The organism is Treponema denticola ATCC 35405, assembly GCF_000008185.1.
Taxonomy (GTDB): domain Bacteria; phylum Spirochaetota; class Spirochaetia; order Treponematales; family Treponemataceae; genus Treponema_B; species Treponema_B denticola.
This window is the reverse complement of record NC_002967.9, coordinates 440111-465166: the sequence shown is the minus strand read 5'-3', so window position 1 is coordinate 465166 and position 25056 is coordinate 440111. Positions and strand designations below refer to the sequence as shown.

Below are 25056 nucleotides of genomic sequence, written 5' to 3'. Positions count from 1 at the left end.
AATTTAAAAAATTATTTTGTATCGGCCTTCCAAATGCCCAGCCACTCGCCTTCAGGTTTTTGGGAAATAAGGGTTTTACATTTTTCTGCATAGTGCTTTGAAGGAGGATCGGCTTCTTCCGTTTGAACAAAAATATTTAAGGCTTCTTTAAAGTTTCCGGCGTAAAATTCTTTTAAACCTCTATCAAAGGAATCGAGCAAGGCTTTTTTTTCGTTATAAGTTTTTTCGTCCATGACTTCATAAACAACTACGGGTTCGGATTTTCCTACAACTGCGGCACGGGCAAGCTCTCTGAATTTTAAAACCGTACCGCTTTCTTCAGCTTGTTTTTTTGCGGCCTCCGCGCACATTGTGTAAGAACCGAATTGCTTATTTAAACCTTCCAAGCGGGCGGCCAAGTTTACCGAATCACCTAACATTGTATAATCGAAGCGGCTTACCGAGCCCATGTTGCCGACGATAGCAAAGCCCGTATTAAGCCCTATGCGCATTTTAAAGGGCCTGCCTCCGGCCCGCTTTTCAAAATCGGCGCGCCTTTCTTCAAGTTTTTTTTGACAAGCCCAAGCCGCTTCTAAGGCAGAACGGGCATGATGTTCCACTCGTGCAGGAGCATTCCAAAAAGCGATTATAGCATCACCTTCATACTTGTCGATTGTTCCGCCCGAATCCAAGATAATTTTACTCATATCCGAAAGATAATCGTTTAAAAGCTCGGTAAGGGCCTCAGGGGTTAAACTCTCCGAGATTGAAGTAAAACCTTGCAAGTCCGAAAAGAAAATCGATATTTCTTTACGCTCCCCGCCGAGCTTTAATTGGGATGGGTCGGCAATCAACTGTTCAATAACGGCAGGGCTTAGATACTGCTTAAAGGCATTTTTTAAATAACGCCTTTGTTTTCCTTCAACCATGTAACTGACTGCGAGGGAGGCAACAAAAGATAAGGCCATTCCGGCAAGCACCGAAGCCGCGGGTATCGCAATTCCTAAACGGAATAGATAATATGCGATAAAAAGATAGAGGGCAACAAAAACCAAAAAGCTCACAGCATTTACAATTATCGAAGCAGTTCTGGATTTTATTTTTTCCGAAAAAATTTCGGGCAAACCTGCAAGAATAATACAAATTAAAATAATCAAAGCATTAATCAAAAAGCCGGTGTTTACAATTCTATTACCCGAAAGAATATTATCTAAAAGAGTTATATGAATGCCGACTCCCGGGTATGAAGCGGAAACGGGGGTTTGACAAATATCGAAAAGACCGGGAGCATAGAGACCGAAAAAAACATACATGTCTTCAAAATCTTCAGGATTAAGTTCGCTTTCCCTTCCCGCCCTTATGTCGGCTTGTGCCTTTAAAATATCGCCTGCACTGTAAGGCAAATAATCATCAATACTTTTTGTAAAGCGGAGATTAAGCTCCTCAGGCAAGGCCTCATCTTCATTCCCACCCACAAAATAAGAAGCAACTCCCAGAGTAGGAATCTTATAATTTTTCCACGAATAAAAAAGACGGGCACGTCTGATAGTTCCGTCAGAATCGGAAAGGCTGTTTACATTCCCTATAAGTCTGGCAGACGAAGCAATTTCTTCTATAGGAAAAATACCGGGTAATTCCTTAGCAGGGCCTAATCCATTTTTACTTAACTGTTCAGGCTTAGGCGCACTGTCAGGCCAGCTTTTCGTATTCCCTTGGACCTTGTCAAAAAAAACGATTTGAATAACTATGCCGCTTTCCCTTGACGCATCAGCAAATTTTTTATCGTCAGCAACCCCATAGGAAGAAGGCTCCGTAAAGAGCATATCAAAGGCTACAGACTTTGCTCCGCCGCCTGAAAAAAAATCGATAATATCGGCATAGGCTTCACGCGGCCAAGGCCAGGTCCACCCTCTTTCTGAAGCTGCATAGTTTAAGCTTTTTTGATCTACCAAAACTAAAACAATCTCATCGGAGGGAGAAAAATACGAAGCCGTCCTATTCATTCTATCATCATAAAAAAAATATTCCGCCTGCTTAAAAACTCCCAAATAAATAAAAAAAAGCACAATGAAAAAAACCGGAATGGAAATAAAAAACAGCCTTCGTATTTTCTTCATAAACTTTTTCCTTATTTCAGTTTGTTCTTTTGATAGCGGTTAAGCCTCGCTGGACGGTTATAATCGCCTGCAAGCTTTTTCGATTCCTTTTCTACGGATTTTATACGGGAAACTGCTGATGGGTGAGTTTTGCCGAAGCCTCTACTGTCATGCTTCTGTTTTTCACTCATAATTTTAAGCATTTCGGTCATAGCATTGGGATCATATCCCGCCCTTGCCATCAGCTTGACGGCAAAACGGTCTGCATCATATTCTTGGCTTTTAGAATAACCAGAATTTACCAAGGTTGTTACGATTTCTTTTGATGCATCTTCTAAAAATTTAAGTTCCGCTTTTTTCTCGGAACCTACAGCCATTGTTGCCGAACTTTCTACAGCGGCAGCCGTTATTCTATTAGCCTTAATGGCTCCTATACCGTGCTTTAGTTGAATGTGCCCAAGCTCATGGGCTATGACACCGGCAAGAGCATCTTCGGAATCCGCACAAGACAAGAGTCCCTTAGTAACCAGCACATGACCGCCGGGTGTTGCAAAGGCATTTATTTCGTCCGTATCCAATATCGCAACATGATAGCCGTTATAGGATTCGGGTACGTCGGAATTCAAAACCAAGGTCATACAGATCAAGTTAAGATAGTTTTCCAATGGCTTGTTCCTGTAGAGTTTATAATTGCTTAAAATAATGGCAGCCACTTCCCTGCCTATATAATACTCTTCCTCATTTTCAATAGGCTTCGAGGCTTCAACAATAGGGGCTGCAGCATCAATAGCATTTTTTGTAAAGGCAAGAGGATCATCCAAACTCCCCAATAGGGCACAAGATAGAACAACTACCGGTATTAAACTTATAATTACAAATAATCCGAATTTTTTCTTCATTATTCACCGTCCTCCAATAAGCCTTCTTTAATAAAAAAATGTAAATCCGACGGGTTTATCTTTATGCCTTCAACACTGTCAACTGCCGCATAATTTTTTTTACCTGAGGACGAAAACTCTGAGCCCGAGCCTTCAGTTAGGCCCTTTCCTGCAAGCGACAATTCCTTTGCTTCCGCAGAAGTTTTCTTATCAAAAGAGCCGACTATTTTTTTCTTTGTAAGATTTGCCTTCGGAAGCCAGCCTACAATGTTCGGGTTTGAAACGGGAGAAACCTTCATCCATTTTCCTTTTTCTTCTAAAAGATATACCTGATCCCCGTACCTTACCCTCACAAGGTCTTTAGCAAAAAAACCTGAATCGGATTTTATCCAAGTCTCTTTTATATTCACATACATTTTTTTAGAGGATTTTTCCGCCGTCAGTATTCCCAAAACAACAAAAAACATAAGTAAACACAATATCTTAGATTTTTTCATAAAAACCTCCTTCTTAATGTGAAAATTGTATCACAAAAAAAGCCGCTTGTCCAGTTTTTATTATCGGCAGTTTTTAGTGAAATTCATTTCCGTGGGACATTTCTATGGTGTATTGACAAATCAAATTTCTGCCTGTTGCAAGATTTTTTGAATTTTGATATAATAACCTGTTAAGGTTATCATTGATTTGAAGACTTGTCTAACATCTTAAATCATTATTTTTTTATAGATTATAAACCTTAAGGAGTATGATTATGCACAAAATACTTGAAAAACGGCAATATTCGCCTGAGGTTTTTTATTTGCGCGTTGAAGCACCGGAAATCGCAAAAAACAGACATCCGGGACAGTTTGTAATCGTTCAAATAGATACCAACTTCGGTGAAAGAGTTCCGCTCACAATTGCCGATGCAAATGCCGAAGAAGGCTGGATCGCCCTCGTTATTCAGGCCGTAGGAGCCACAACCATCAAACTTTGCAATAAAAACGTAGGTGATTCTATCGCTGCAATTTTAGGCCCTCTTGGACGCCCCTCCCACATCACAAAGTGCGGAACCGTTGCCTGTGTCTGTGGAGGTATTGGTGTTGCCCCAATGTATCCTATAGCTCAAGCCTTTAAAAAGGCAGGTAACAAGCTCATAGTTATCATCGGAGCAAGAAACAAGGATCTAATCGTTTTTGAAGATGAAATGAAAGCTATCGCCGATGAGCTCATCATTACAACCGATGACGGTTCTTATGGAAGAAAAGCTCTTGTAACCGTACCCTTAAAAGAACTCTGTGAAAGTCAAACTCCTCCCGATGAAGTTTTTGCAATAGGCCCGCCCATAATGATGAAATTCTGTGCCGAAACCACCCGTCCATTCGGAATAAAAACAACGGTTTCACTTAACACGATTATGATTGACGGTACGGGAATGTGCGGCGGCTGCCGTGTAACCGTAGACAATCAAATCAAGTTCGTATGTGTTGACGGCCCCGAATTCGACGCCCACAAGGTTGACTTCGATAATATGATGATGAGAATGAAGGCCTTCCGCGGACGCGAAGATCAGGATAGGCATAAGTGCAAGTCCGGTATTTTTAATTAAGGAGCGGAAAAATATGGAAAATATAAATAAAGAATGTCATAAACATGTAACCCATGAAGATCTTTCAGATCGGGCCAAACAGCTTTGGGCCGATTTAAAGGGCAAAACCTTAACCCCTAAAGAAAGGGCTCAGATTCCTATTCAGGAAATGCCGACCCTCGATCCCCATAAAAGGGCCTCATTGATGAATGAGGTTGCCATGGGCTACACTGATGAACAGGCCCGCATTGAGGCGGAAAGATGCTTAAACTGCAAAAACAAGCCCTGCGTTAAAGGCTGCCCCGTAGGTATACCGATTCCCGAATTTATTGCCGAAATCCAAAAAGGCGATTATAAAAAGGCTGTCGATATTATAAAAACAACAAACCTCTTACCTGCAATTTGCGGACGCGTTTGTCCACAAGAAAAGCAGTGCCAAGCTTTTTGTACTGTAGGTAAGATGCTCAAATCCACGGAACAGGCTGTAGCCATCGGCCGTCTTGAACGCTTTGTCGCCGACTGGGAAAGAAACAATAATAAGATTACCATTCCGCCCGTTGCTCCCGAAACCGGAAAAAAAGTTGCTATCATCGGTTCAGGCCCTGCCGGTTTGACTGTTGCAGCAGATGTCCGCAGGGAAGGCCACTCGGTAACAGTCTTTGAAGCCTTCCACAAAACAGGCGGCGTTATGGTTTACGGAATCCCCGAATTCCGCTTGCCGAAAGAAATCGTTGCAAAGGAAGTCGAAAACCTCGAAAAGATGGGCGTTGAATTCAAAACCAACTTCTTGGTAGGAAGAACCGAAACCCTTGAGCAGCTTTTAAAAGAAGACGGATATGATGCCGCCTTCATCGGAACCGGTGCCGGTCTTCCCAAATTTATGGGAATTGAAGGCGAAAACCTAATCGGTGTTTTTAGTGCAAACGAATACCTGACACGGGCCAACCTTATGAAAGCCTATGATGCAGAACACTCCGATACTCCTCTTTATGAGGCTGAAACCTTGGCCGTAATCGGAGGCGGAAACGTTGCTATGGATGCTGCAAGAATGGGCTACCGCCTTGGCTGTAAGAAGGTTTACTGTATCTACCGCCGAACCCGTGCAGAAATGCCGGCCCGAATCGAAGAAGTTGCCCACGCCGAGGAAGAAGGCGTAGAGTTCTGCTTCCTTCAAAACCCCACAAGAATAATCGGAGATAAAGAAGGAAAGGTTTGTGCAATAGAAGTTTTAGACTATGAATTGGGCGAACCCGATGAATCCGGCAGAAGAAAGCCTGTAGCAAAGCCCGGGACCGAGCATCAAATAAAGGTAGATGCCGTAATTGTTGCCCTCGGAAACGACTCCAACCCCCTTATGGCTCAAACAAGTCATGGTTTGGAAGTTACCAAAAAAGGAAATATCGTTGTTGACGAAAACCAAAAAACCTCAATCGAGGGAGTTTGGGCAGGCGGCGACATTGTTTTAGGTGCTGCTACCGTAATTCTTGCAATGGGCGAAGGCCGAAAAGCCGCTGCTGCAATTAACGAATATTTAAAGACAAAATAAGTCTTTTACTTTAAACCGATAATTAAAAAGCTGTCCAAGTTCAAATGCTTGGGCAGCTTTTTTGTTTTATGATTTTTCTATAAATTGTCCTTCTTACAGATTTTTAATTGCTTAAAGTTCTTCCGTCTTCCATTCGCCGATAGTCCTTTCCTCCTCATTAAAACTCGAACCTATCAGAATTATCTTTTTGCTGCTTGTCTTAAATTGAGCGGCATAGCCATTTTCTTTTATTTGGACTATTGCATCTTCTGCCGTACCTGCACTCATCAACTTAAACTCAAAGATGTATATGGAATCTTTAGTGTGCACTATACAATCGGCTCTGCCTTTTAAACAGTGTATTTCCGTTTGCACAAATTGCCCCATAAGTTTAAAGATTAGGTAAACGGCAGTCTGGTAGTTTTGCTCTCTCAATTTAAGTTTATCTTTTGGAAGATTATCGTAAGGCACACCGGCTATTATAGCCTGCATCCTATCCATAAAATCATCCACATTCCCGGCCCTTATGTCTTCTACAAATTTCCATATTGAAACTCCCGTTTCATCGGCTCTAAGCGAAGAATAGGCAGGTACAAGATTTTCTAAAAAGCTATAACGTACCTCATCATTCGGAAAGCCTAAGCGATACATATTAACTTCTTCTATGTATTCTTTTATCGTTAAATAACCCGATTGAAAAAGTATAGGTATGGGGTCTTTTGCATCGGCTCTATATTCATTCAGCATGGACTCATCAAGCTCTACCTTTCCATCTAAGTCTGGAATATTATAATGAGCAGCTTTTAGATAATTTACCAAAAAGGTTGGTGTGCCTGTTGCAAACCAATAGTTTTTTAATTCACCAGAGTTGAAAGTATTTAATATGCTAAATGGGTTATAGACAGATTCTCCTAAAACACTGAACTTATAGCCGTCGTACCGCTTTTTTAATTCTTCAAGCATTTTATCATAGCTGTTTTTGGTGTTCTTCGCCAGTCTTTCTATTTCAGGCTTAAAGGTTTTTTCTATCTCGGCTTGAGTCAATCCGCATATTTCAGCATAGTCATTGAGCATACTTATATCTTGCAGATTATTTAAGTCGCTAGAGATACTTACCTTACTGAACTTTGTAACTCCCGTCAAAAAAGCAAAGCGGATATATTGGTCGCAAGTTTTTATTACAGAATAAAAGGCTTTGAGGGTATTGCGGTATTCTTCATTTAGAGCCTCGTTTACACCCATTGTTTGTAAAAGGGGTTTATCATATTCGTCCACAAGAATAACCGCCTGCTTGCCGGTTTTATTGTAGGCGGTTTCTATGAGTGACTGAAAACGTTTTCCGAAAGAATCGCCTTCGTTTTTTAGCCTGTAGATTTTTTCTTCTTTTTTTAAAAAGTAGTCGAGGCTTTCTGCAAGAGCACCATCCAAGTCATATCGACCCACATTAAAATCCAAGTAGAAAACAGGATACTCACCCCATGCTTCGTTTTTTTCGATTTCGGCCCGCTTTTCTTCAGCCTTTTCGATGTACAAGCCCTTAAAAAGCTCTTTTTGTCCTAAAAAATAAGCCTTGAGAGTCGAGAGAAAAAGACTTTTTCCAAAGCGGCGGGGACGGCTTAAAAAGTATACCTTCCCTAAGTTGGCCAGCTTAAAAGCATATAGAGTTTTATCTACATATAAAAAGTTTTTTCTGCGTAAATCTTCAAAACTTTGAATACCTATCGGTATCTTGCGCGAAAAATCAAAATCCATTTTAAGCCTCCTAAAACCGATTATAGCATAAGACGCATGATTATTCAATGTTTTGAGAATAGCAGCAGAGTCTATTAGACACAAAAAAACCCGCCTTGCGGCGGGTTTTAAACTATACTAGGTATAGATTAGTAGATAACTTTAACACCGATTACAAAAGTACCATTGTGTGCATCAAAAGCAGGAGCGCTAATCATACCTTCAGTACCTTCATATTTATTCCAGGAAAGTTTACCCTGTGACCAGTAGGTGTCAATTTCAATTTTCTCTGCAGGAGAGAATGTTGCACCAACCTTATAGGCAACACCGAAGAACTTATCGGTTTTGCTAGCATCTATAGATTTTCTGTTGGTTTCACCCCAGAAGTTAGCATAGGGCTTTACCCACATTGAATCTGTAAGAGCATACTTGTAGTTTACCCAAGCACTTATACCCATAGGTAATGTAGATTTATCACCGGTGGGAACTGCGCTTAAGAGATGGTTAAGTCTGAAGTCTACGCCAAATGCCAAACCTTCAACAAAATTCGTATCTCCTGAAGCTGCTGATTTAAAGGCAATCATTGCTGCCATATCACCAATAGCCTTATTGTTCTTGTCTTTTCCGGCATAAGCAGACAAATCATTACCGAAATAGGCACCAAGAGCTACCCACTTATAAGAAGCATCAAAGCGAAGATCAAAAGCGACCTTTGAATCCGTGCCTACATTCATTAAAGCATCCATGGCTAAGGTTAGAGCAAGACCGTCAACAGGCTTTGATCCGAGTTTCAATCCCATACCTAAATACGGCTTATCCGGATTTGATCCTGCTGCAACATCTTCATGAACACCGGCCTTTCCAAAGTCCTTAACGTTATCAAAAGTTGCATTGATACCGAAATCAAGGGTAACCCACTTATCATAACCTAAGCTTAAATCAAGTCCGAAAGCATATTTGTTTGCTGCGGGACCGGTTGCAGTAGACGCTGTCTTTACCAAATATTTTCCGTCTTCACCAGCACCTACGGTAGGAGGAGCAGCAAAAACAGCTGCTGTAGAACTAAATATCGGCTTACCTTCTGCATCGATACCATTTTGTTTATAATATGTAGCACCGGCAATTAGTGTGTCACCAACTTTCAAATCTACAACCTTAAACTTATCTTGAGCTGTTGTTCCTTTAGCTTTCCATGAACCGTTTGATCCGAATTTTAAGCCGGCATCAAATTTAAGCCCTGTTCCTGCAAGGTCATCGCTTGCATAACCGAGTTTTGTACCAAAACCAGTGATATCGCCTGAGGTTTCAGGGCCCCATGCTACACCATTGTCGCGGATAGGTGACCAAATCTGGGCATAGTTTGTAGAGAAGTCAGGTCGTCCATAAACATTCATGTAACCGCCGAAGAAATGAATAGATGCAGACATATCGCTTAATGTTTTTCTCCAGAGTTTAAACTCGGCATCCGAATCCCAAGCCACATGGGGTGATGCACTATTTGACAACTGGTCATAGAATCTGTAAGCTAAGTTTACACCAAGATCAAAGTTCATGCGAACGTCACCTTCGGTCTTTGAGTTTAAAGTACCCATGTAAAGAGGGATTACGACCTTTGCATCCAAAAGATTCTCAAAACCATGTTGAGCCTTTGCATTCTTTCCTGCGCCAAAGTCAATTCCCCAGTTTACAGAAGCCTTTGCTGTAACTTGAGGTGTAAGTTGAGCAAAAGCAACTCCGCCCACGAGCACCAAAATCATCAAAATCGCCAGAATTTTTTTCATAAAAAATTCCTCCTTGTTATTTGTTTGCCATTATTGTAACACAGCCAAAATCACTTGTCAAGCAAAAATACAAAAAAGTTACACAAAATTCGCATTTTTTTTATAATTTTTCTAATTTCTTTGCCTTTTTTCGGCATATTAACAACAAAAACAATGAATAATTTATTTATCCACCTAATTAATTATAACTTTTCGATTTCTTCTTTACTGAGCCCTGTCATTTGTATGATAAAGTCAAGCTCACAATTTGCTTGTTTCATCAATCGTGCAGTTTCAAGAGCTTTTTGGTAAGAGCCTTGTTCAATACCTTCTTGATAACCCACATGTTTCCACGAGGCTTTGTCATGTTCATATTTCATGCGGTTTTCATAAAGCCACTTCTCTTTTGGGCTCATTTCCATTAACTCAATAGTGGAATTTGCCTTCCGCATCATAGGGGATTCTTGTGCCAGCATATTACGTACCTCCTCATCATCAGTTTCGATAAATTTCAGCCAGTTGTAAAGTTTCTTTTTCTTTTCATCGGATTCTATATTTTCATCCTGTTCTTTAACCTTGGCTAAGTTTAAAAAGTGAATTTCAAGCTCATCGGAAAGCCTGTCGTTTAGGTGTTTTTCTACTACATTGTACTCACTATGGATAAGTGAATTCAAATCAAATCCTTCACCCACTATGTTTATTGTAATACATTTAGGTAATTTTGTATATACTTCACCTGTTTTTAAGTTTTCAGTATACATTTTAGCCCAATAAAAGATTGTTCTTTGAACAAACTCACTGTTCCACCTGTTTTGAATTTCGATGTCGATAATCGTGTTGTTCTTTAGGCGTAATTTTACGTCTAAGACACCGGTTTTATCGCTTATAGAATCCTTATGAAACTCCTTATCCAAGAGCTCCAAACCTGCGATATCTTCAGGTTGAATGTCCAAGATACATTCCAATAAATCCTGTAAAACGTCCTTGTTTTCTTCCACTCCAAAGACTCTTTTAAAAGCATAGTCGTTTCGTAAAGTTATTTTAAATAATTTTTCCATAAATTAAGCCTCGTTAATAATTTTTTTTAGAGAAGAAAAATTTTCCCCTTTTCATAATTATTGTACGCAAAGTTTGCAATAAATAGTAAAATTTGAAAAAAGTCGGGGTTTCCAAAGGGGGAAATCCCCTTTGGCAGCGCGAGGAAAAGGGATGGGGTTAAAGGGGAAGGGAAAAACCACCGCTCTGAACGGGGGTTTGTCCCTTCCCCTTATTGTATTGACAAAAAGCATTTAGTGTGTAAACTATTATCTATGATGATAAATGACCTAGATAAATTCCTTAACCGGATAAAAAAAATTTATGTTCACCCCGATACGGTAAAAATAGCTTCTCTTATAATTCTTGCAGGACTTATGGTTTTGCCGTTCAGTATGACTAAAATGGACTTGTTTAATACCTCGCAGAAAGCGGTAAATCTTTACCCTATGACGGTATTATTTTCGAACCTTATACAAAGCGGTTTAAACTTTTTTTATGTAAGCAGCTTATTGCTGTTTTTATTGCCTATAGCATTTATAATCATCTTTGTATCTATTTTTCAAACAAGAATATCCTCAAAAATTGTTTATTTTTCGGCTTTAGTGCCTATAAGCCTTTATCTTTCAGCCTCGATTTCCGGCATGAATTTATTTGCAAACACTCCCAGATGGTTCTATTCTCTGAGTCCCCTTACATATTTTGCTTTTTTTATAGCCCTTATCTTTCATGCTTTCTTGATAGCACACGGCATAATTTCCATAAAAAGGCAAAACGAATCATATGTTGAATATAAACGCCTGCTAAAAGAAGAGGAAAGCAAGGAAGAACTGTTAAACAAACGAATAGCCGACAAATTAAAAAAACAAAAAGAAAAATCACTAAAAAATAATCCCGAACCCATACAGGAAGAAGCTTTTTCTATAGATAAGCTATTAAAACAATACATAACCCGTTTTAAAAACAGAAAAAAAAGGTCGCATATAAAAATAAAAATTACAATAGTTATTATTTTTACCATATTAGTGATTCTTTCAACCTTTATTTACACGGATTTGAGAAACTATAATATGCTTCTCACCCAAAATGTCAACACGACAGGAAAAAGCCAAGCCGAGCAGGTCGCAGCCATATACAGCTTTTCGGACGGTCTTCACGCTAAAATCAACGCCTTCATCGAAGGAATAAGAAAAACCAATCTATCTTCGCCCTTCCCCTTTCAAAGGGTTGATATAATAACCACAAGCAATAAACAGCCTGTTTTTCTTGAAGAAATCGATGAATCTACCGAACTGCCTTTTTTTGACGTATTTTCTTATACTACAGCCGCAGGGCAGGTACGTCTTATCTCTGATGAAGAAAAGAACATAAGTCCTGAGGAAGCAGCCCTTTATATAAAACATTTCAAAAATCAAGCTACGGTCAGTACACCTATTTACAAGGAGGATAATGGAACCTGCCTTTATATCTATCCCGTAACCTTTACCCGCAAGGAGGGCCAAAGACTTGTAGGCTTTTCCGTTGTTACATATCTTAAAGAAATTCTCGACCGCCCTTATTTTCAGGCAAAGGTATTTGTGTTTTCAATTTCGGCCGTGTTTTTCTATGCTTCTATAATCATTGTTCTTTTTTTGGCGGACTTTATTGCAAATCCGATTATTTTCTTATGCGGAAATATACGAAAAACCGCAAATATTTTACGCGGAATGATTTCGAGCAATGCTGCAGTTGAAGCCGACCGGCTTATTTTTGAAGAAAACATCAAAACCCATGACGAAATAAAAACTCTTTCAATAGAATTAAAAAATATTATCTCACTTATTCGCGGAATTTTACCCTATGTATCTTTTCATACTATTCAAAATGCAGAAAAAAATCTTTCAAGTAAAAGCGCCACAAGAGACCTCTGTTTCTTGTTTACCGATATAAGAGGTTTTACAAGCATGTGTGAAAATATGCAGCCTCGTGAAGTCATCAATATTTTAAACCGATATCTCGATATCGAAACAAAGATAATCTTCGAAAACGGTGGAGATGTAGATAAGTACGTCGGCGATGAAATTATGGCCTTTTTCTCAGGACCTAAAAAAGAAATCAATGCATGTAAGGCCGCTATGGAAATACGCAAGGCAATGAGGAGAGAACAGAAGGCAGCTTTAAAAGAAGGATCCGCTTTAGTTTCAGTAGGAATAGGTATTAATTCGGGGCCCGTAGTATTCGGACCTGTCGGCTCAAAAACACGCAAAGATTTTACATCCATAGGAGACACGGTAAATCTTGCAGCCCGGCTTGAAGGTGCAAACAAAGAATACGGCTCAAAGTCGATTATATCGGAAGAGGTTTATAAAAATTTAAGCAAAGATTTTATTTGCAGAGAACTCGATTTTATTGCAGTTAAGGGAAAAACGGAAGCTGTACGTATTTACGAAATCCTTCAGCCTACCGAGAAACTTACAACCGAAAAACTTTATGATATAAAAAAATTATTTGAAACGGGACTTTCTTATTATAGAAAAAGAAAATGGAAGCACGCCGAAAAGTATTTTTCTGAATGTGCAGAAAAGTATAATGATGCACCCTCTAAAGTCTTTTTAAGAAGAGTTACCCACTATCAGGTTTCTCCGCCGAAACCAAAATGGAGCGGCGTTTTTGTAATGAACGTAAAATAAAATCGGCTCAGTTTACACCGAAAAGGAGTCTTCATGGAATTTAAACAACTTGAGATATTTATCAAACTTGTAGAAAATTTAAGCTTTTCCACTACTGCAAGCGAGTTGAACATATCGCAGCCCACAGTCAGCCTCACCTTAAAGCAGCTTGAAGAAGAGCTCGATACTCCCCTCTTTTTGCGTTCTACCCGAGAGCTAAAATTAACCGAGGCAGGAAATAAACTTTACAACGAAGCAAAGAACATTCTCGCCGAAAGGGATAAGCTGATAGAAAAATTTATCCATCCTGAAAGGAAGGTTATAACCATAGGAGCATCCACCATTCCGGCAGGCTACCTTCTTCCTTCAATAGTGAGAGAGTTTAAAAAAAAGCATCCCGACATTTATATAAAGGTTGAAGAAAAAAACAGCCTTGAAACAATAAAAAAGGTTTCACTGAATACCGTCGATATAGGCATTGTCGGAATGAAGATAGAAGATGAAAACTGCGAGTTTCTTCCAATTTATAAAGATGAATTCGTATTTATAAGTGCAAATAATTCCTATTACCAAAAGCTGAAAAAATCAAATCCCAACTTAAAACGCATTGCCGAAGAACCATTTATTATCCGTGAAGCCGGCTCGGCCGTTAAGCAAAATATGGAGCTGATTTTAAAATCGCAAAAGATAGATTTAGATTCGATAAATATAAGCGCCTCGATAAACGACACTGAGGTCATCAAGCAATTGACTGCAGAAGGACTGGGTACATCTTTTATATCGAGAATAGCAGTTGAAGACATGGTAAAAAATAAAAAGTTGATAGCCTTTGAGCTGGGTGATGTTCCCCACCAATACCGCAATATCTATCTGGTATGGAATAAAAAAATAAACTACGCAAGCCATATCAAAGACTTTTTAAACTGCACGGAATGTTTTAAGGTAAAAACAGCGATTGAAGAAAAAACTACTTGACAGTGAAAGGGCTGTCTAAAAGCGATAGCAACTCAATTTTTTAGACGGCCCTTTCAGATATTTTTACTTATACATTTTTTAAATATTCGGCAACGAGCAAGCCGCATTCCAACTGTATGGATACCAGCTTTTTGATGGGAACAACACTATACTTAATATTGGCTTCCAATTCGTCGCTTAATACCTGGAGTTTCTTTTCCGCTGCGTTAAATTCATTAGATAAAGCTTTTTCTTTTTCTTTATTTTCCTCCTTTGCTTTTTTCATTTTAAAAAGCTCTGTTTCATTGGCTCTTGTTAAAAGGCCGAAAGACAGCATCTTATAAAATTTTTTAATCCATTCATTGTCAAATTTTTCTGCAACCGTAGCATTCTTTTTACTATAATTTTCATCTTCGTAAGTCATCTTAACGGCAGCTTCATAATCATCCTTTCTTCCTGTAAAAGCATCCAAGGCAAGTAAAAACGGATTATTTTTTGCCATATGCTTCCTTGTCTTTTTTAAAGAATCCAAAATGAACGCTTCGCTTTTTCTGTTTTCTTCTAAAGATTTTCTCACTATCTCACCTCGGTTTTCTCCGCTGTCCGATAGGTCAATAATCTTTTCGCTATAAAAATACGGAAGTTCAGTCAACATTGTAAAAGATTTATACTTTTCCCCGGCATAGTCTGCGCTGCATGTCCCGACGCCGATTGCTTTCGGAATATCTTTTACACCGTATTTTTCCAAGTAATCGTAATTATCGCGAATACCGAGTTCTTTATAAATTGCAGGGGCAAAGGCCTTGCAGTATGGAGCCTCAGGTTCCCCCAAATTCAGCGGTACATTTTGTTTTTTTGCCGCTTCTTTTAAGCCGGCATATACTTTCGGGATATCGCGCGATAAATACCAGTAGACCCCACCAAATCCTGCGTTATGAAGCGAATAAATGAATCGAGGTTTAATTTTATCGATTAGATGCATCATTGCAACAGTTTCGGGAATGGAATCGGTAAATTTCAATTCCTTGTACTCTATCGGGAATGTCCAATCCACTTGTTGATGACCTGCAGGCCTAAAAAAATTTCTTGCGTAGTTATAAAGCGTAAACGGCCCCTTAAACCAGCCCTCGTTCAGTCTGGTCCCGTCGGAATCCCAAGCTTTTACAATATACCACGTGTAATTCAGTTCATCCCGCAATTTGTTATTTTCAGCCAATTCTTTTGTAAAATAATCCAACATCATAGTACCGATAGGTTCATTCGGATGAGGGAGGCCGAAAACAAGAGCATTTTGCCTTCCTTTTCCTATTTTTAAACCTATGATCTTATCACCGTCTCTGGTCGTCCCGAATTCGAACTCTTCCACTATATCAGGATATTTTTTTGCAAGGGCTTTACTTGCCGAATTCATTTCATCGACGGTCATAAACTCTTTATAATCGGGTACCCGGTTGATAACATCTTCAAATATTTTATTCACTTGATTACCCTTCCCTGTTATTTCACTTTTTCAGTAAATGTATATTCTTGCCAACCCCATTTTCCTGTTCCGTCTATAGGTAAATTTTTAAAATTTACTGAATTTGCATCGTAGGATGCAAACCCTACTATAGGAATAAAAGGTAAATCTTCGGCTAAAATTTTTTGGGCTTCTTTATAAATTGCAGCTCGTTCTTCTTTATTACCTACAGTCAAACCTTTTTTACATAGCTCATCAAACTTTATATTGGAATACCCGCTCCAATTATTTGATTCATCAGTACCATATCTGGAATAAAGAGCTGCCGGATCAGGCCCCATAAAGCCGCCTTGTAGTTCCAGCATAAAATCTCTATTTGCCCCTACTTTATCCGACCATGCATTATATTCAGATACGTTTACCTTTAATTCAATACCGGCTTTTGCAAGTGTTGCCTGCATTAATTTTGCAGCATCGGGATATCCTCCTCCCTCAAAAACTTCTATTTGCAAACCGCGTACAAAAAATCCGTCTTTATCAGCCTTGTATCCGGCATCCTGTAAAATTTTTCTTGCGGCATCAATGTTAAATTGAGGAGATACATTTTCCGTATTGCTTACCCATTTTATAAATTGAGGATACATAGCATATTCAGGCTTTTGTACTCCGTCGAAAATTTTATCGGAAATTTCTTTTTTATTTATTGCACTTGCAATCGCCCTTCTTAAATTTACATCCTTAACTTTTTCATTCCGCATATTAAAGATAATTCTCATCGGCGACGGATATTCATTGAATACCAGTCTAAGCTGAGGATTTGCTAAAAGTTCTCTATTATTTGCTGCCGGTATATTTTCCAATACATCTATTTCGCCGTTTACAAGAGCTTGTACTGCTGTAGCACTATCGGGAATTATTGTAAAAATTACATTGTCTATTTTCGGGGCTCCCATAAAATAGTTTTTATTTGCTTCAAGTGTAACCGATTCCCCTTGTTTAAATTTTAAGAGTTTAAAGGGCCCCGAACCTATCGGCTTTTCTTTGGCTGCAATATTATCTTCCCATTCCTGTCCGTTATCAAAAATATGCTTCGGGAGAACAAATGACGCATACCAGCCGAGATTTGCCACAAGCGATACATCAGGAACTTTTAATTTAAACACAACTGTCTTACTGTCTTTTACAACTATTTCGTCAATAATTTGAAGCCGTGAATATAACAAGTATGTATTTTTCTTTGCAATATAATCAAATGTGTATTTTACATCATCGGCCGTTACAGGTTTTCCGTCATGCCATTCAGCCGTGTGAAGATAAAACGTTATCTCTTTTCCGTCGGGTGAAATATCCCACGATTCGGCCAAATCGGGTATAATATTTTTTGATGCGTCCAATTTGACCAACCGATTGAATATATTTTGGAAAATCGGATACCCGTTGTCATCGGGCAAGCTGTCCGGATTCCAACTCATCGGATCTCCGCCTGCTCCTACAATGAGGGTAGTTTTTTCCGTTGTTTTTCCACCGGTTCCCATTTCTGCCTCATCCTTACTGCATGAAATTACCAATACAGTAACCATCAAGACCGCTGCCATAAGCAGCATTGCAATTCTTTTTTTCATTTTCTTCTCTCCTATTGTTTATAATTTATGACAAGCAGCAATGTGCCCTTCATACAATTTTTTAGTATCCGGATAAGAACCGAAACATTCATCCGTCGCCATAAAACACCTCGGTGCAAAATAACACATATCTTTCGGGTCAATCGGAGTTGGCGGCTCTCCTTGTATAAAAATTTTTTCGGTTTTTTCCGTAGGGTCGGACGAACCGCAGTTTGATATTAAAACTTTTGTATACGGATGTTTGGGATTTTTGATTATATCATCAGCATCTCCATATTCTACAATTCGCCCTAAGTACATAACAGCAATTTTATCCGAAATATACCGAGTTAAACTTATATCATGGCTGATAAAGACAATAGTTGCATTATATTGCTTTTTTAAATTAAGAAGCATATTTATAATATCTGCCCTAACCGATACATCCAGCATTGAAACGGGTTCATCGGCAATTATAAATTGCGGTTTTAATAGCATTGCGCGTATAATCGAAATTCTTTGTAATTGGCCGCCAGATAATTGATGCGGATATCGTTTTAAAAAATCGGCAGCAGGATGTAAGCCTCCGTTTTCCAATTCCGTTATGAGAATCTTTTTTCTTTCAGCATCATTTTCTGCAATATTGTGTATTTTTAACGGACGCAACAATATTTCTTCTATGGTATTTTTCGGTGTAAAGGAATCATACGGGTTTTGAAATATAATTTGCACTAATCTTCTAAAACCTTTAGAGTCGTTTTTCATTATCTGCTTTGTTGAAAGTCCGTCTATATATACATCACCGTCCGTCGGTTCTTCCAAGCGGCTTAATATTCTTCCTAATGTAGATTTTCCGCAGCCGCTTTCGCCGATTAAACCCAGAATTTCTCCTTGTTTTAATTCCAAGTTGATATTATCAAGAGCTTTAACAAATGAACGGCTTTTTGTAAATAATGATTTTCCTTTTTTTACCGGATAAAATTTTTTTATATTTTGAATACTGATAAATTCTTTCATTTTGCCGCCTCCTCATAAAGATGACAATACACATCCCCGTCTTTAAATTCGGTTTTCTGAGGTTTATGGGATTTGCATATATCCATTGCATTCTTACAACGCGGAGCAAAAATGCATCCTTTGTATTGCTGCGATAAATCGGGAATAAACCCTTCTATGGATTTAAGCGGTTTTTTTTCTCCGTACAAGGAGGGAAAGGATTCTATAAGCGCTTTGGTATAAGGATGTTTCGGATATTTTAAAACGGTTTCCGTAGCTCCTATTTCCATTAATTCTCCTGCATACATAATTCCTACTTTATTACATGATTGCGAAACAACACTTATATCATGAGTAATCATAATACGAGTCATATTCATTTCGGTTTCGAGCTTAACTATTTCATCCAATATTTGTCCCTGTGTAACCGTGTCCAGAGCCGTCGTAGCTTCATCTAAAATTAAAAGTTTAGGCGAAAACAATAGACTGATTGCAATCGATATGCGCTGCAGCATTCCGCCGCTTAGCTCATGAGGATATAAATTATAAACACGGCTGGAAAGATTAACCAGTGAAAATAAATATAATGCCCTCTCTTTAATTTTCTGGGACGGAGTGTCTGGATAATGTACGCGGTAAATGTCTTCTATTTGTACGCTGATTCTATGTACAGGACTTAATGCATTCATTGATTTTTGAAACACAACAGAGATTTCTTTCCATCGCAGTTCGTTATATTGCCGGTCGGTTAATTCCAATAAATTTTTTTTATCGAATTCGACGCATCCTGTAATAGCTGTACTGCGGGCGGGTAATAACTTTAAAAGCCCCATAGCTAATGTGGATTTTCCGGAACCGGATTCACCTACAATTCCCAGCGAATCTCCTTGATTCAGCATAAACGAAATATCTTTTACCGCATACACGCTTTTATGTTTGTTTCTATATGTGATGTTTATTTTTTCTACATTTAAAACGGTTTCCATGTTTACCTGCCTCCGCTTGATATGTTTTTCGGGTTTAGGATGTGATTTAATCCGTCACCTAAAAGATAAAATGTAGTTACCGTTACTACGATCCCTATCCCTGCAAATGTCGATATCCACCATGCGGTTGTGATATATGGCTTTCCCTGATATATCATTTGTCCCCACGAGATAATATTCGGATCTCCCAATCCTAGAAAAGAAAGGCCCGCTTCCGTTAAAATAGCATTGGACATTCCTACCGTAGTATTTGCAATCACAGGAAAAATGCCGTTAGGAATAATATATTTAAATAAAATTTGTCTGTTGTTTTCTCCGAGAGCTTTTGCCGACTTAACATATGTGCGTTCCCGTATTGAAAGGGCTTGAGCCCGCATTAGTTTTGCATTACTCGGCCATGTTGTTATTCCGATAACTACCATGACGTTATAAATGCTGCTCCCGAAAAGAGCTATAATCAATAGAATCAAAAAGAAGGTGGGGAGCATCATAAAAATATTTATACATTCGGATATTATTTGATCTACCTTGCCTCCAAAAAATCCTGCTATCCCTCCGATTATTACACCTAGGATTCCCGATATTAAGGCTGAAATGATAGCAACTTTTAATGATGTCGCTGTGCCGTAAATAATCATACTGAAAACGTCTTGTCCCATATGGTTGGTTCCTAAAATATGTCCGTTTTTTCCTAAGCCGGATAGAATATCATTCCCGTATTCATAGGGATTAAAATTTGCAATTTGAGGAGCAAACGATATGATTATCAGCAATATTAAAAGACAGATAAGTCCCAGCCTCATTTGCTTGTCAGAATAAGCCGCTTTACAAAGTTCCCGTATTTTTTCGATTTTCATAATTCATCCCCTTAATATCTGATTCTGGGATCTACTATTGCATACACAATATCTACAACCATCATCATAACAGCAATTGCAATACTCATAATGAGATAAATACCCATTAAAACGGGATAATCTCTTTGATTAATGGCATTTAATACAAGCCTTCCCGTTCCCGGCCATGCAAAAACAATTTCGATAAGAGCTACACCTGTAATTAAATATGCCAACGATATGCCGAAAACGGTAATTGTAGGTAAAATCGCATTTTTAAAAATATATTTTCTAAAAATCTTTTTTTCATTCATACCCGCAGCTCTTAATGTCATAATAAAATCTTCATTTGTTACCTGTAGAACCGAAGACTTCGCAATTCGAAAATACAACGGAAGCTCTATCAAGACTAAAGTTGTTATAGGTAAAATTAGGTGGATAATTACATCTTTTATATATTTAATTCCGGTATATCCTGCTCTGGGATCGGTCATTCCGAATGTCGGCAGCCATTTCAATTTTGTAGAAAATAAAATAATCAGCATTAATGCCAGCCAAAAAGACGGTAAAGCGTTTAAAACATAGTTTATACCCGATAAGCTTACATCAATAAAACCTCCTTCTTTCCGAGCAGCGACTATTCCCATAGCCGTACCAAGAAGAAGCGATATAACTGCAGCTGTAAGTACAAGAAGGATTGTAGGCCCTATTTTCTCTAAAATCATTTTTGAAACGGGTTTATTGTATATAATTGAAATTCCTAAATCTCCTGTTGAAATATTTTTTAAATATCGGAAATATTGCTCATATAGAGGCTTGTTTAAGCCATATTTTTCTTCAAGAGCTTTAGTTTGCTCAATATTATCGGTTTCTTTTCCCATCATAGTCTTAATGGGATTGCCGGGGGCAATATTAATAATTATAAAATTAATGGTAAAAACGACAATAATCGTTATAAAAGCTGAAAAACTCCTTTTCAAAATATACTTTTTCATTAAGCCACCTACTCATAAAAAAATCTTAAAACAATCACATTCCTATAATGCATAGTGAACATGTTCACTTTAAGAAAAGTATAACACGGTTTTAAATGGCTGTCAACAAAAAAAATAAAAATATTGCTTTTTTTCCTAAATTATTATACAATGTTAGCTAATGTCAAACGTATATCAAATTATTGGAGAATCTCAGAAAAAATGCCTAAATCCACTTTTTTAAAATTATCCGATGAACGGAAAGAAAAATTACGTAAAACTATATATAATATGTTTATAAAAAAAGATTATGAATCTATTTCGATAAGAGATTTAGTAAAAGAGATGGACATATCAATAGGGAGTTTTTATAAATATTTTGATGATAAGGCGGAAATGTACCTATTTTTCTTCTCTGAGATAGAAAAAAAAATTTTTGAAGAGGAAAAAAGGCGGAATGCGTCTTTTTTTTACCCGGCGAAACTGCTTGATCTGCATGAAATTTTGACGCAGGAAGAGATAGATTTCAGTACTTCATGGTTGAATGTTCCCGAAGACGTACTGTACAAATTTTATTTTAGAGGGCATGCAAAGCAGCTTTACCGCTCAATTCTTGATGAGCTTACCGAAATGCAGCAAAAGGCGCAGCTTAATCCGAATATTAAGGCAAATATAGCTTACCACATAATAATTACCTCAATGTTCAGTTTTATGTTATACATAAAAGAGAATAAAATCACGGATAAGGAAGATTTCTTTAGTAGAAAAACAACTTATTATCAAACGGTAATTTTACCGGGTATATTATCCGAAAAATACTATAAGCAAAAATATTCTAAAAATGCAATAAAAAGTGAGATTATATTATAAAAATATCTCAAACTACCGTAATGAGTTTTTAAACGAAACTGCTCAAACATAACAATAAAATTTTATATATTTACCTCAACTACTTGTAATTTTTTTTAATAAATATTAATATATTATAATAAATATAGAGTGTCTCAATCTAAACTATTTTTGGAGTATGATTATGAACAATTTGCCTAAGGGCTTTGACAGCTTGGCTGAAGCTCAGCAGAAAAAATTTTTAGCTTTAAAAAGTTTAAAAGATGGAGGCGGCAAGGTTATCGGCCTTTACTGTTCCTATGTACCTACCGAACTTGTATATGCAGCCGGGGCCGTTCCCGTTTCTTTATGTGCAACAAGTGAAAAGCCCATAAGTGCAGCCGAGAGAGATTTACCTAAGAACCTATGTCCTCTTATAAAAGCTTCTTACGGACATGCCATAACCGACACCTGTCCGTTCTTTTATTTTTCTGATTTTATTGTGGGAGAAACTACCTGTGACGGCAAAAAAAAGATGTTCGAACTTTTAAACGATATAAAGCCGACCTATGTGATGCATCTTCCTCAAAATAACCTTGATCCGAAGGCATACCCCTTTTGGGCTGATGAGGTAAAAAAGCTAAAAGAAAGAATCGAGGAATTTTATAACATAACAATAACCGAAGACGATTTAAGACAGGCTATAAAGGACTGCAATCAGGAAAGAAGAAACCTTGTAAATTTCTTTGAACTTTCAGCCCTAGACCCTTCTCCTGTTTCAGGCTTGGAACAGTTTAATGTAAAAGAAGCCTTCGGTTTTCAATACGATATACAGCAGAAAAATGCCGAGATAGTAAAACGCACAAAAGAATTAAAAGAATATTGGGAAAAGAATTTAAAAGGCACAAGGGATGAACGGCCGAGGATTTTAGTTACGGGCTGCCCCTTGGGAGGCGTAAAAGAAAAAATTTTGGCACAGATTGAAAAACTGGGAGCTGTAATCGTAGGTTATGACAGCTGTTCGGGTTTACGCACCCACATGGAATTTGTAGACGAAGACCCAGCAAGAGATCCGATTGAGGCTATTGCCGAAAAGTATCTTAAAACAAACTGTTCCGTTATGAGTCCAAATCCCGGAAGGCTCAAGGATTTGGATTATCTTTTAGATCACTACAAGGCTGATGCCGTAATCGAATGTACCTTGGTTGCCTGCCACACCTTCAACCTTGAAGCTCATACTGTCGGAAAACACATCATGCAAAAAGGACTTCCCTATATTCACATAGAATCGGATTATTCGCAAGAAGATGCGGGACAATTTGCAACAAGACTTGAAGCCTTTTTGGAAGTTGTTTCAGAAAGGAAAAAACTAAAATGAATTATATAATTACCTTTGGAACGACAACAGCAGCAATTCAATGCGACTCGATGATAAAGGCTGACCCTATAAATGCAAAGCTGGTTCCAATACCGGGCTTTTTAAAAGCCGGCTGCGGTTTTGCATGTCTTTTTCAAAATGCGCAAAAGGAAGAAGTTGAAAGCTGGATAGGCAAAAATAATATCAGTTATGAGACTTTGATTGAAGTAATATACGAAAATGGACTTATAAGTCCTAAAGCATAAAAAGAAACGCCGTACAAGAATTATTCTTTACGGCGTTCCCTAAAAAATCAGCAAAATTTATTTCTTTCGGGATTAAAAATTTTTTCACTTTCCCAAAATTTACTTATTTTAATGCCTTCTTCTTCGATTATCTCCTTAATTTTATCCGTGTCGGAAAAATCATAATAGAGAATACTTACTCCGCAGCAAGCTTCAGCTTCCCTGGGAGTAGGAGCCATTGTACACTTTATGCCTTCTTTTTTTATAAGACCGTAAAGCTTAAGAGCTGTTTTTGAATCGGGCAAAAAAACATAATAATTTTTCATCATCTTAACATTTCTATAAAAGCACCGATACGGGTTTTTAGCTGCTCTGCATCTTCATCGGTATAATCCGTTTCAATGCCTAAGCAGGGAATATTATGTTCGCGTAAAACCTTTTCGACAAAATATCCTTCCGTATCATAGATATTACAGAATTTTAAATTTAAATCGATAACGCCGTCTGCCTTATATTCTTTTGCAAGCCGGATAATATCATCGATTCTTTCTTTATTTGGGGTAAAACAAGCACAGTTTATATGTCCCAAATACCTTTTTGTTAAGTTATTAACCATTTCATCAATTGTGGTTCCCGTTTCATCAACCAAAGCCTCACAGTATCTTATTCCGGTACACATCTCTTCACAAACAACAGCTCCTCCCGTAGTTTCGATTATGTGATGAATTTTCCAGTTTGGAATTGAAAGCGGAGTTCCCGTCAAAAGGATTCTCTTTGTTCCTTTTTTAAAGACGGAAACATTTTGCTTTTTTCGTGTTTCAAGTTCATCACAGAGCTTGTTTACCATTGTTACAAAACGGGTAGGATCATCGTAAAAGGCAATCTGATGAATCAATAAAACATCTTTACCGGAAATAGGAATGTTTTCCAGCTTTCTAAAATTATTCAATCTTTGCAAGGCCTTTCTTTTGTTGTTTACAATTTCGATTGCCTTTTTTAAAGATTCGGGTGTAACGGTGTTTCCTGTAAGTTCCTCAAGTTTTTTGATGTAGCCCTTAATTTCGCAAGCCCATTTTTCAAAATCCTGAGGCCTTTTCATCTGGGGAATGTCCATAATATGCATGGGTGCATCTTCTGCCAAAATTTCCCAAGCCTTCTTTTTTCCGTCACAGGTTGTTTCACCGACAAACAAGTCACATATTCTAAAGAAAGGACAGGTCTTTCCAAAGCGGGCTCCTAGTGAGGCCTTGATTAACGGACAAGTTGCCGTAGGTAAAAATTTTTCACCGTCGGGGACCCAAAATTGTGACCCGCTGCAAAGGCCCGTTGCAATGGCTCCTGCCGCAATTACTACTTCATCAGGAACATGAATACAAAAGGAACCTACAACCTTTCCTCCTTCCTTTTGAAAATCCACAAGTTCTTGCGGACGAATACCGTGAATGTCTGCTACAACCATGTTGAAAAAATCCATTCCCTCAGGTCTGTTTTCTTGAGCCAAGTAGACATCTCCAAATGCGCCGGGCAAGGCCTCGCATAACAAGTCGTGGGTTTTAACATCCATACCCAGATCTTCCCACATTTTTCTGTAATCTGCCATT

Annotated in this window: 21 protein-coding genes; 7 read left to right on the top strand and 14 right to left on the bottom strand. The window is 38.2% G+C overall.

Annotated elements, in window-relative coordinates; genetic code table 11:
* Positions 1–11: 11 nt before the first annotated feature.
* Genes TDE_RS02000 through TDE_RS01990 form a run of 3 tightly spaced genes read right to left on the bottom strand, consistent with a single transcriptional unit; the run spans position 12 to position 3450 of the window.
* Positions 12–2096, bottom strand: coding sequence for a CHASE2 domain-containing protein (locus TDE_RS02000; protein WP_002681441.1), 2085 nt, complete (start codon positions 2094–2096; stop codon positions 12–14).
* A gap of 11 nt (positions 2097–2107) precedes the next feature.
* Positions 2108–2974: a M48 family metalloprotease gene (locus TDE_RS01995; RefSeq protein ID WP_002676765.1), complete on the bottom strand. Its 867-nt coding sequence runs from the start codon at positions 2972–2974 to the stop codon at positions 2108–2110.
* Positions 2974–3450, bottom strand: coding sequence for a hypothetical protein (locus TDE_RS01990; RefSeq protein WP_002672736.1), 477 nt, complete (start codon positions 3448–3450; stop codon positions 2974–2976). The genes TDE_RS01995 and TDE_RS01990 overlap by 1 nt, the downstream gene beginning before the upstream one ends.
* A 254-nt stretch (positions 3451–3704) precedes the next feature.
* On the opposite strand from TDE_RS01990, the gene TDE_RS01985 reads away from it, so the two are divergent.
* Both TDE_RS01985 and gltA read left to right on the top strand, forming a co-directional pair.
* Positions 3705–4541 (top strand): sulfide/dihydroorotate dehydrogenase-like FAD/NAD-binding protein, encoded by an 837-nt coding sequence (locus tag TDE_RS01985; RefSeq protein WP_002676763.1) that lies wholly within the window; start codon positions 3705–3707, stop codon positions 4539–4541.
* Positions 4542–4554: 13 nt separating this feature from the next.
* Positions 4555–6066, top strand: a complete 1512-nt coding sequence (gene gltA, locus TDE_RS01980; RefSeq protein ID WP_002681438.1) for an NADPH-dependent glutamate synthase — start codon at positions 4555–4557, stop codon at positions 6064–6066.
* 111 nt (positions 6067–6177) lie between these two features.
* Here the strand turns inward: gltA and TDE_RS01975 are convergent, their stop codons facing one another.
* From TDE_RS01975 to TDE_RS01965, 3 genes are all read right to left on the bottom strand, one after another.
* Complete coding sequence (locus TDE_RS01975; protein ID WP_002681436.1) at positions 6178–7797, bottom strand: ATP-binding protein; 1620 nt, start codon at positions 7795–7797, stop codon at positions 6178–6180.
* 128 nt (positions 7798–7925) lie between these two features.
* Complete coding sequence (locus tag TDE_RS01970; protein WP_002681434.1) at positions 7926–9557, bottom strand: MSP porin; 1632 nt, start codon at positions 9555–9557, stop codon at positions 7926–7928.
* 182 nt (positions 9558–9739) lie between these two features.
* A complete protein-coding gene (locus TDE_RS01965) occupies positions 9740–10594 on the bottom strand; it encodes an Rpn family recombination-promoting nuclease/putative transposase (RefSeq protein ID WP_002681431.1) in 855 nt (284 codons plus the stop codon).
* Between the two features lie 252 nt (positions 10595–10846).
* On the opposite strand from TDE_RS01965, the gene TDE_RS01960 reads away from it, so the two are divergent.
* Complete coding sequence (locus TDE_RS01960) at positions 10847–13240, top strand: adenylate/guanylate cyclase domain-containing protein (protein WP_002681429.1); 2394 nt, start codon at positions 10847–10849, stop codon at positions 13238–13240.
* A gap of 33 nt (positions 13241–13273) precedes the next feature.
* Positions 13274–14194: a selenium metabolism-associated LysR family transcriptional regulator gene (locus tag TDE_RS01955; RefSeq protein ID WP_002681428.1), complete on the top strand. Its 921-nt coding sequence runs from the start codon at positions 13274–13276 to the stop codon at positions 14192–14194.
* A 67-nt stretch (positions 14195–14261) separates the two neighbouring features.
* On the opposite strand, the gene TDE_RS01950 is transcribed toward TDE_RS01955, so the two are convergent.
* The 6 genes from TDE_RS01950 to TDE_RS01925 are packed head-to-tail and all read right to left on the bottom strand — an operon-like array spanning position 14262 to position 21046.
* Positions 14262–15653, bottom strand: a complete 1392-nt coding sequence (locus TDE_RS01950; RefSeq protein ID WP_002681425.1) for a M14 family zinc carboxypeptidase — start codon at positions 15651–15653, stop codon at positions 14262–14264.
* A 17-nt stretch (positions 15654–15670) separates the two neighbouring features.
* Positions 15671–17254: an ABC transporter substrate-binding protein gene (locus tag TDE_RS01945; protein ID WP_002681422.1), complete on the bottom strand. Its 1584-nt coding sequence runs from the start codon at positions 17252–17254 to the stop codon at positions 15671–15673.
* Positions 17255–17272: 18 nt separating this feature from the next.
* Complete coding sequence (locus TDE_RS01940; RefSeq protein ID WP_002676754.1) at positions 17273–18250, bottom strand: oligopeptide/dipeptide ABC transporter ATP-binding protein; 978 nt, start codon at positions 18248–18250, stop codon at positions 17273–17275.
* Positions 18247–19215, bottom strand: coding sequence for an ABC transporter ATP-binding protein (locus tag TDE_RS01935; protein ID WP_002681420.1), 969 nt, complete (start codon positions 19213–19215; stop codon positions 18247–18249). Before TDE_RS01935 ends, TDE_RS01940 begins: the two co-directional genes overlap by 4 nt.
* Before the next feature lie 2 nt (positions 19216–19217).
* Positions 19218–20072 (bottom strand): ABC transporter permease, encoded by an 855-nt coding sequence (locus TDE_RS01930; RefSeq protein WP_002676751.1) that lies wholly within the window; start codon positions 20070–20072, stop codon positions 19218–19220.
* Between the two features lie 11 nt (positions 20073–20083).
* The gene (locus TDE_RS01925) at positions 20084–21046 is read right to left on the bottom strand and encodes an ABC transporter permease (protein WP_002676750.1); all 963 of its coding nucleotides are present in this window, start codon (positions 21044–21046) and stop codon (positions 20084–20086) included.
* Between the two features lie 201 nt (positions 21047–21247).
* On the opposite strand from TDE_RS01925, the gene TDE_RS01920 reads away from it, so the two are divergent.
* From TDE_RS01920 to TDE_RS01910, 3 genes are all read left to right on the top strand, one after another.
* Positions 21248–21895 carry a TetR/AcrR family transcriptional regulator gene (locus tag TDE_RS01920; protein ID WP_002676749.1) on the top strand — a complete coding sequence of 216 codons (648 nt, stop codon included), beginning with the start codon at positions 21248–21250 and terminating at the stop codon, positions 21893–21895.
* A gap of 163 nt (positions 21896–22058) precedes the next feature.
* The gene (locus TDE_RS01915) at positions 22059–23231 is read left to right on the top strand and encodes a double-cubane-cluster-containing anaerobic reductase (RefSeq protein WP_002681416.1); all 1173 of its coding nucleotides are present in this window, start codon (positions 22059–22061) and stop codon (positions 23229–23231) included.
* Entirely contained in the window at positions 23228–23476 is a 249-nt protein-coding gene (locus tag TDE_RS01910) for a DUF3343 domain-containing protein (protein WP_002666122.1), read from the top strand. Before TDE_RS01915 ends, TDE_RS01910 begins: the two co-directional genes overlap by 4 nt.
* A gap of 47 nt (positions 23477–23523) precedes the next feature.
* Here the strand turns inward: TDE_RS01910 and TDE_RS01905 are convergent, their stop codons facing one another.
* Positions 23524–23784 carry a DUF3343 domain-containing protein gene (locus TDE_RS01905; RefSeq protein WP_002681415.1) on the bottom strand — a complete coding sequence of 87 codons (261 nt, stop codon included), beginning with the start codon at positions 23782–23784 and terminating at the stop codon, positions 23524–23526.
* Positions 23781–25055 carry a double-cubane-cluster-containing anaerobic reductase gene (locus TDE_RS01900; protein WP_002681414.1) on the bottom strand — a complete coding sequence of 425 codons (1275 nt, stop codon included), beginning with the start codon at positions 25053–25055 and terminating at the stop codon, positions 23781–23783. Before TDE_RS01900 ends, TDE_RS01905 begins: the two co-directional genes overlap by 4 nt.
* Position 25056 lies beyond the last annotated feature (1 nt).

What these genes read in the sequence shown, in the direction of transcription:
- TDE_RS01915 (WP_002681416.1), top strand. Translation starts at nt 22,059, where the DNA reads ATGAACAATTTGCCTAAGGGCTTTGACAGCTTGGCTGAAGCTCAGCAG.
- TDE_RS01965 (WP_002681431.1), bottom strand. Translation starts at nt 10,594, where the DNA reads ATGGAAAAATTATTTAAAATAACTTTACGAAACGACTATGCTTTTAAA.
- TDE_RS01940 (WP_002676754.1), bottom strand. Translation starts at nt 18,250, where the DNA reads ATGAAAGAATTTATCAGTATTCAAAATATAAAAAAATTTTATCCGGTA.
- TDE_RS01975 (WP_002681436.1), bottom strand. Translation starts at nt 7,797, where the DNA reads ATGGATTTTGATTTTTCGCGCAAGATACCGATAGGTATTCAAAGTTTT.
- TDE_RS01920 (WP_002676749.1), top strand. Translation starts at nt 21,248, where the DNA reads ATGCCTAAATCCACTTTTTTAAAATTATCCGATGAACGGAAAGAAAAA.
- TDE_RS01945 (WP_002681422.1), bottom strand. Translation starts at nt 17,254, where the DNA reads ATGAAAAAAAGAATTGCAATGCTGCTTATGGCAGCGGTCTTGATGGTT.
- TDE_RS01930 (WP_002676751.1), bottom strand. Translation starts at nt 20,072, where the DNA reads ATGAAAATCGAAAAAATACGGGAACTTTGTAAAGCGGCTTATTCTGAC.
- TDE_RS01925 (WP_002676750.1), bottom strand. Translation starts at nt 21,046, where the DNA reads ATGAAAAAGTATATTTTGAAAAGGAGTTTTTCAGCTTTTATAACGATT.
- TDE_RS02000 (WP_002681441.1), bottom strand. Translation starts at nt 2,096, where the DNA reads ATGAAGAAAATACGAAGGCTGTTTTTTATTTCCATTCCGGTTTTTTTC.
- TDE_RS01970 (WP_002681434.1), bottom strand. Translation starts at nt 9,557, where the DNA reads ATGAAAAAAATTCTGGCGATTTTGATGATTTTGGTGCTCGTGGGCGGA.
- TDE_RS01955 (WP_002681428.1), top strand. Translation starts at nt 13,274, where the DNA reads ATGGAATTTAAACAACTTGAGATATTTATCAAACTTGTAGAAAATTTA.
- TDE_RS01995 (WP_002676765.1), bottom strand. Translation starts at nt 2,974, where the DNA reads ATGAAGAAAAAATTCGGATTATTTGTAATTATAAGTTTAATACCGGTA.
- TDE_RS01990 (WP_002672736.1), bottom strand. Translation starts at nt 3,450, where the DNA reads ATGAAAAAATCTAAGATATTGTGTTTACTTATGTTTTTTGTTGTTTTG.
- TDE_RS01960 (WP_002681429.1), top strand. Translation starts at nt 10,847, where the DNA reads ATGATGATAAATGACCTAGATAAATTCCTTAACCGGATAAAAAAAATT.
- TDE_RS01985 (WP_002676763.1), top strand. Translation starts at nt 3,705, where the DNA reads ATGCACAAAATACTTGAAAAACGGCAATATTCGCCTGAGGTTTTTTAT.
- gltA (WP_002681438.1), top strand. Translation starts at nt 4,555, where the DNA reads ATGGAAAATATAAATAAAGAATGTCATAAACATGTAACCCATGAAGAT.
- TDE_RS01905 (WP_002681415.1), bottom strand. Translation starts at nt 23,784, where the DNA reads ATGATGAAAAATTATTATGTTTTTTTGCCCGATTCAAAAACAGCTCTT.
- TDE_RS01935 (WP_002681420.1), bottom strand. Translation starts at nt 19,215, where the DNA reads ATGGAAACCGTTTTAAATGTAGAAAAAATAAACATCACATATAGAAAC.
- TDE_RS01910 (WP_002666122.1), top strand. Translation starts at nt 23,228, where the DNA reads ATGAATTATATAATTACCTTTGGAACGACAACAGCAGCAATTCAATGC.
- TDE_RS01900 (WP_002681414.1), bottom strand. Translation starts at nt 25,055, where the DNA reads ATGGCAGATTACAGAAAAATGTGGGAAGATCTGGGTATGGATGTTAAA.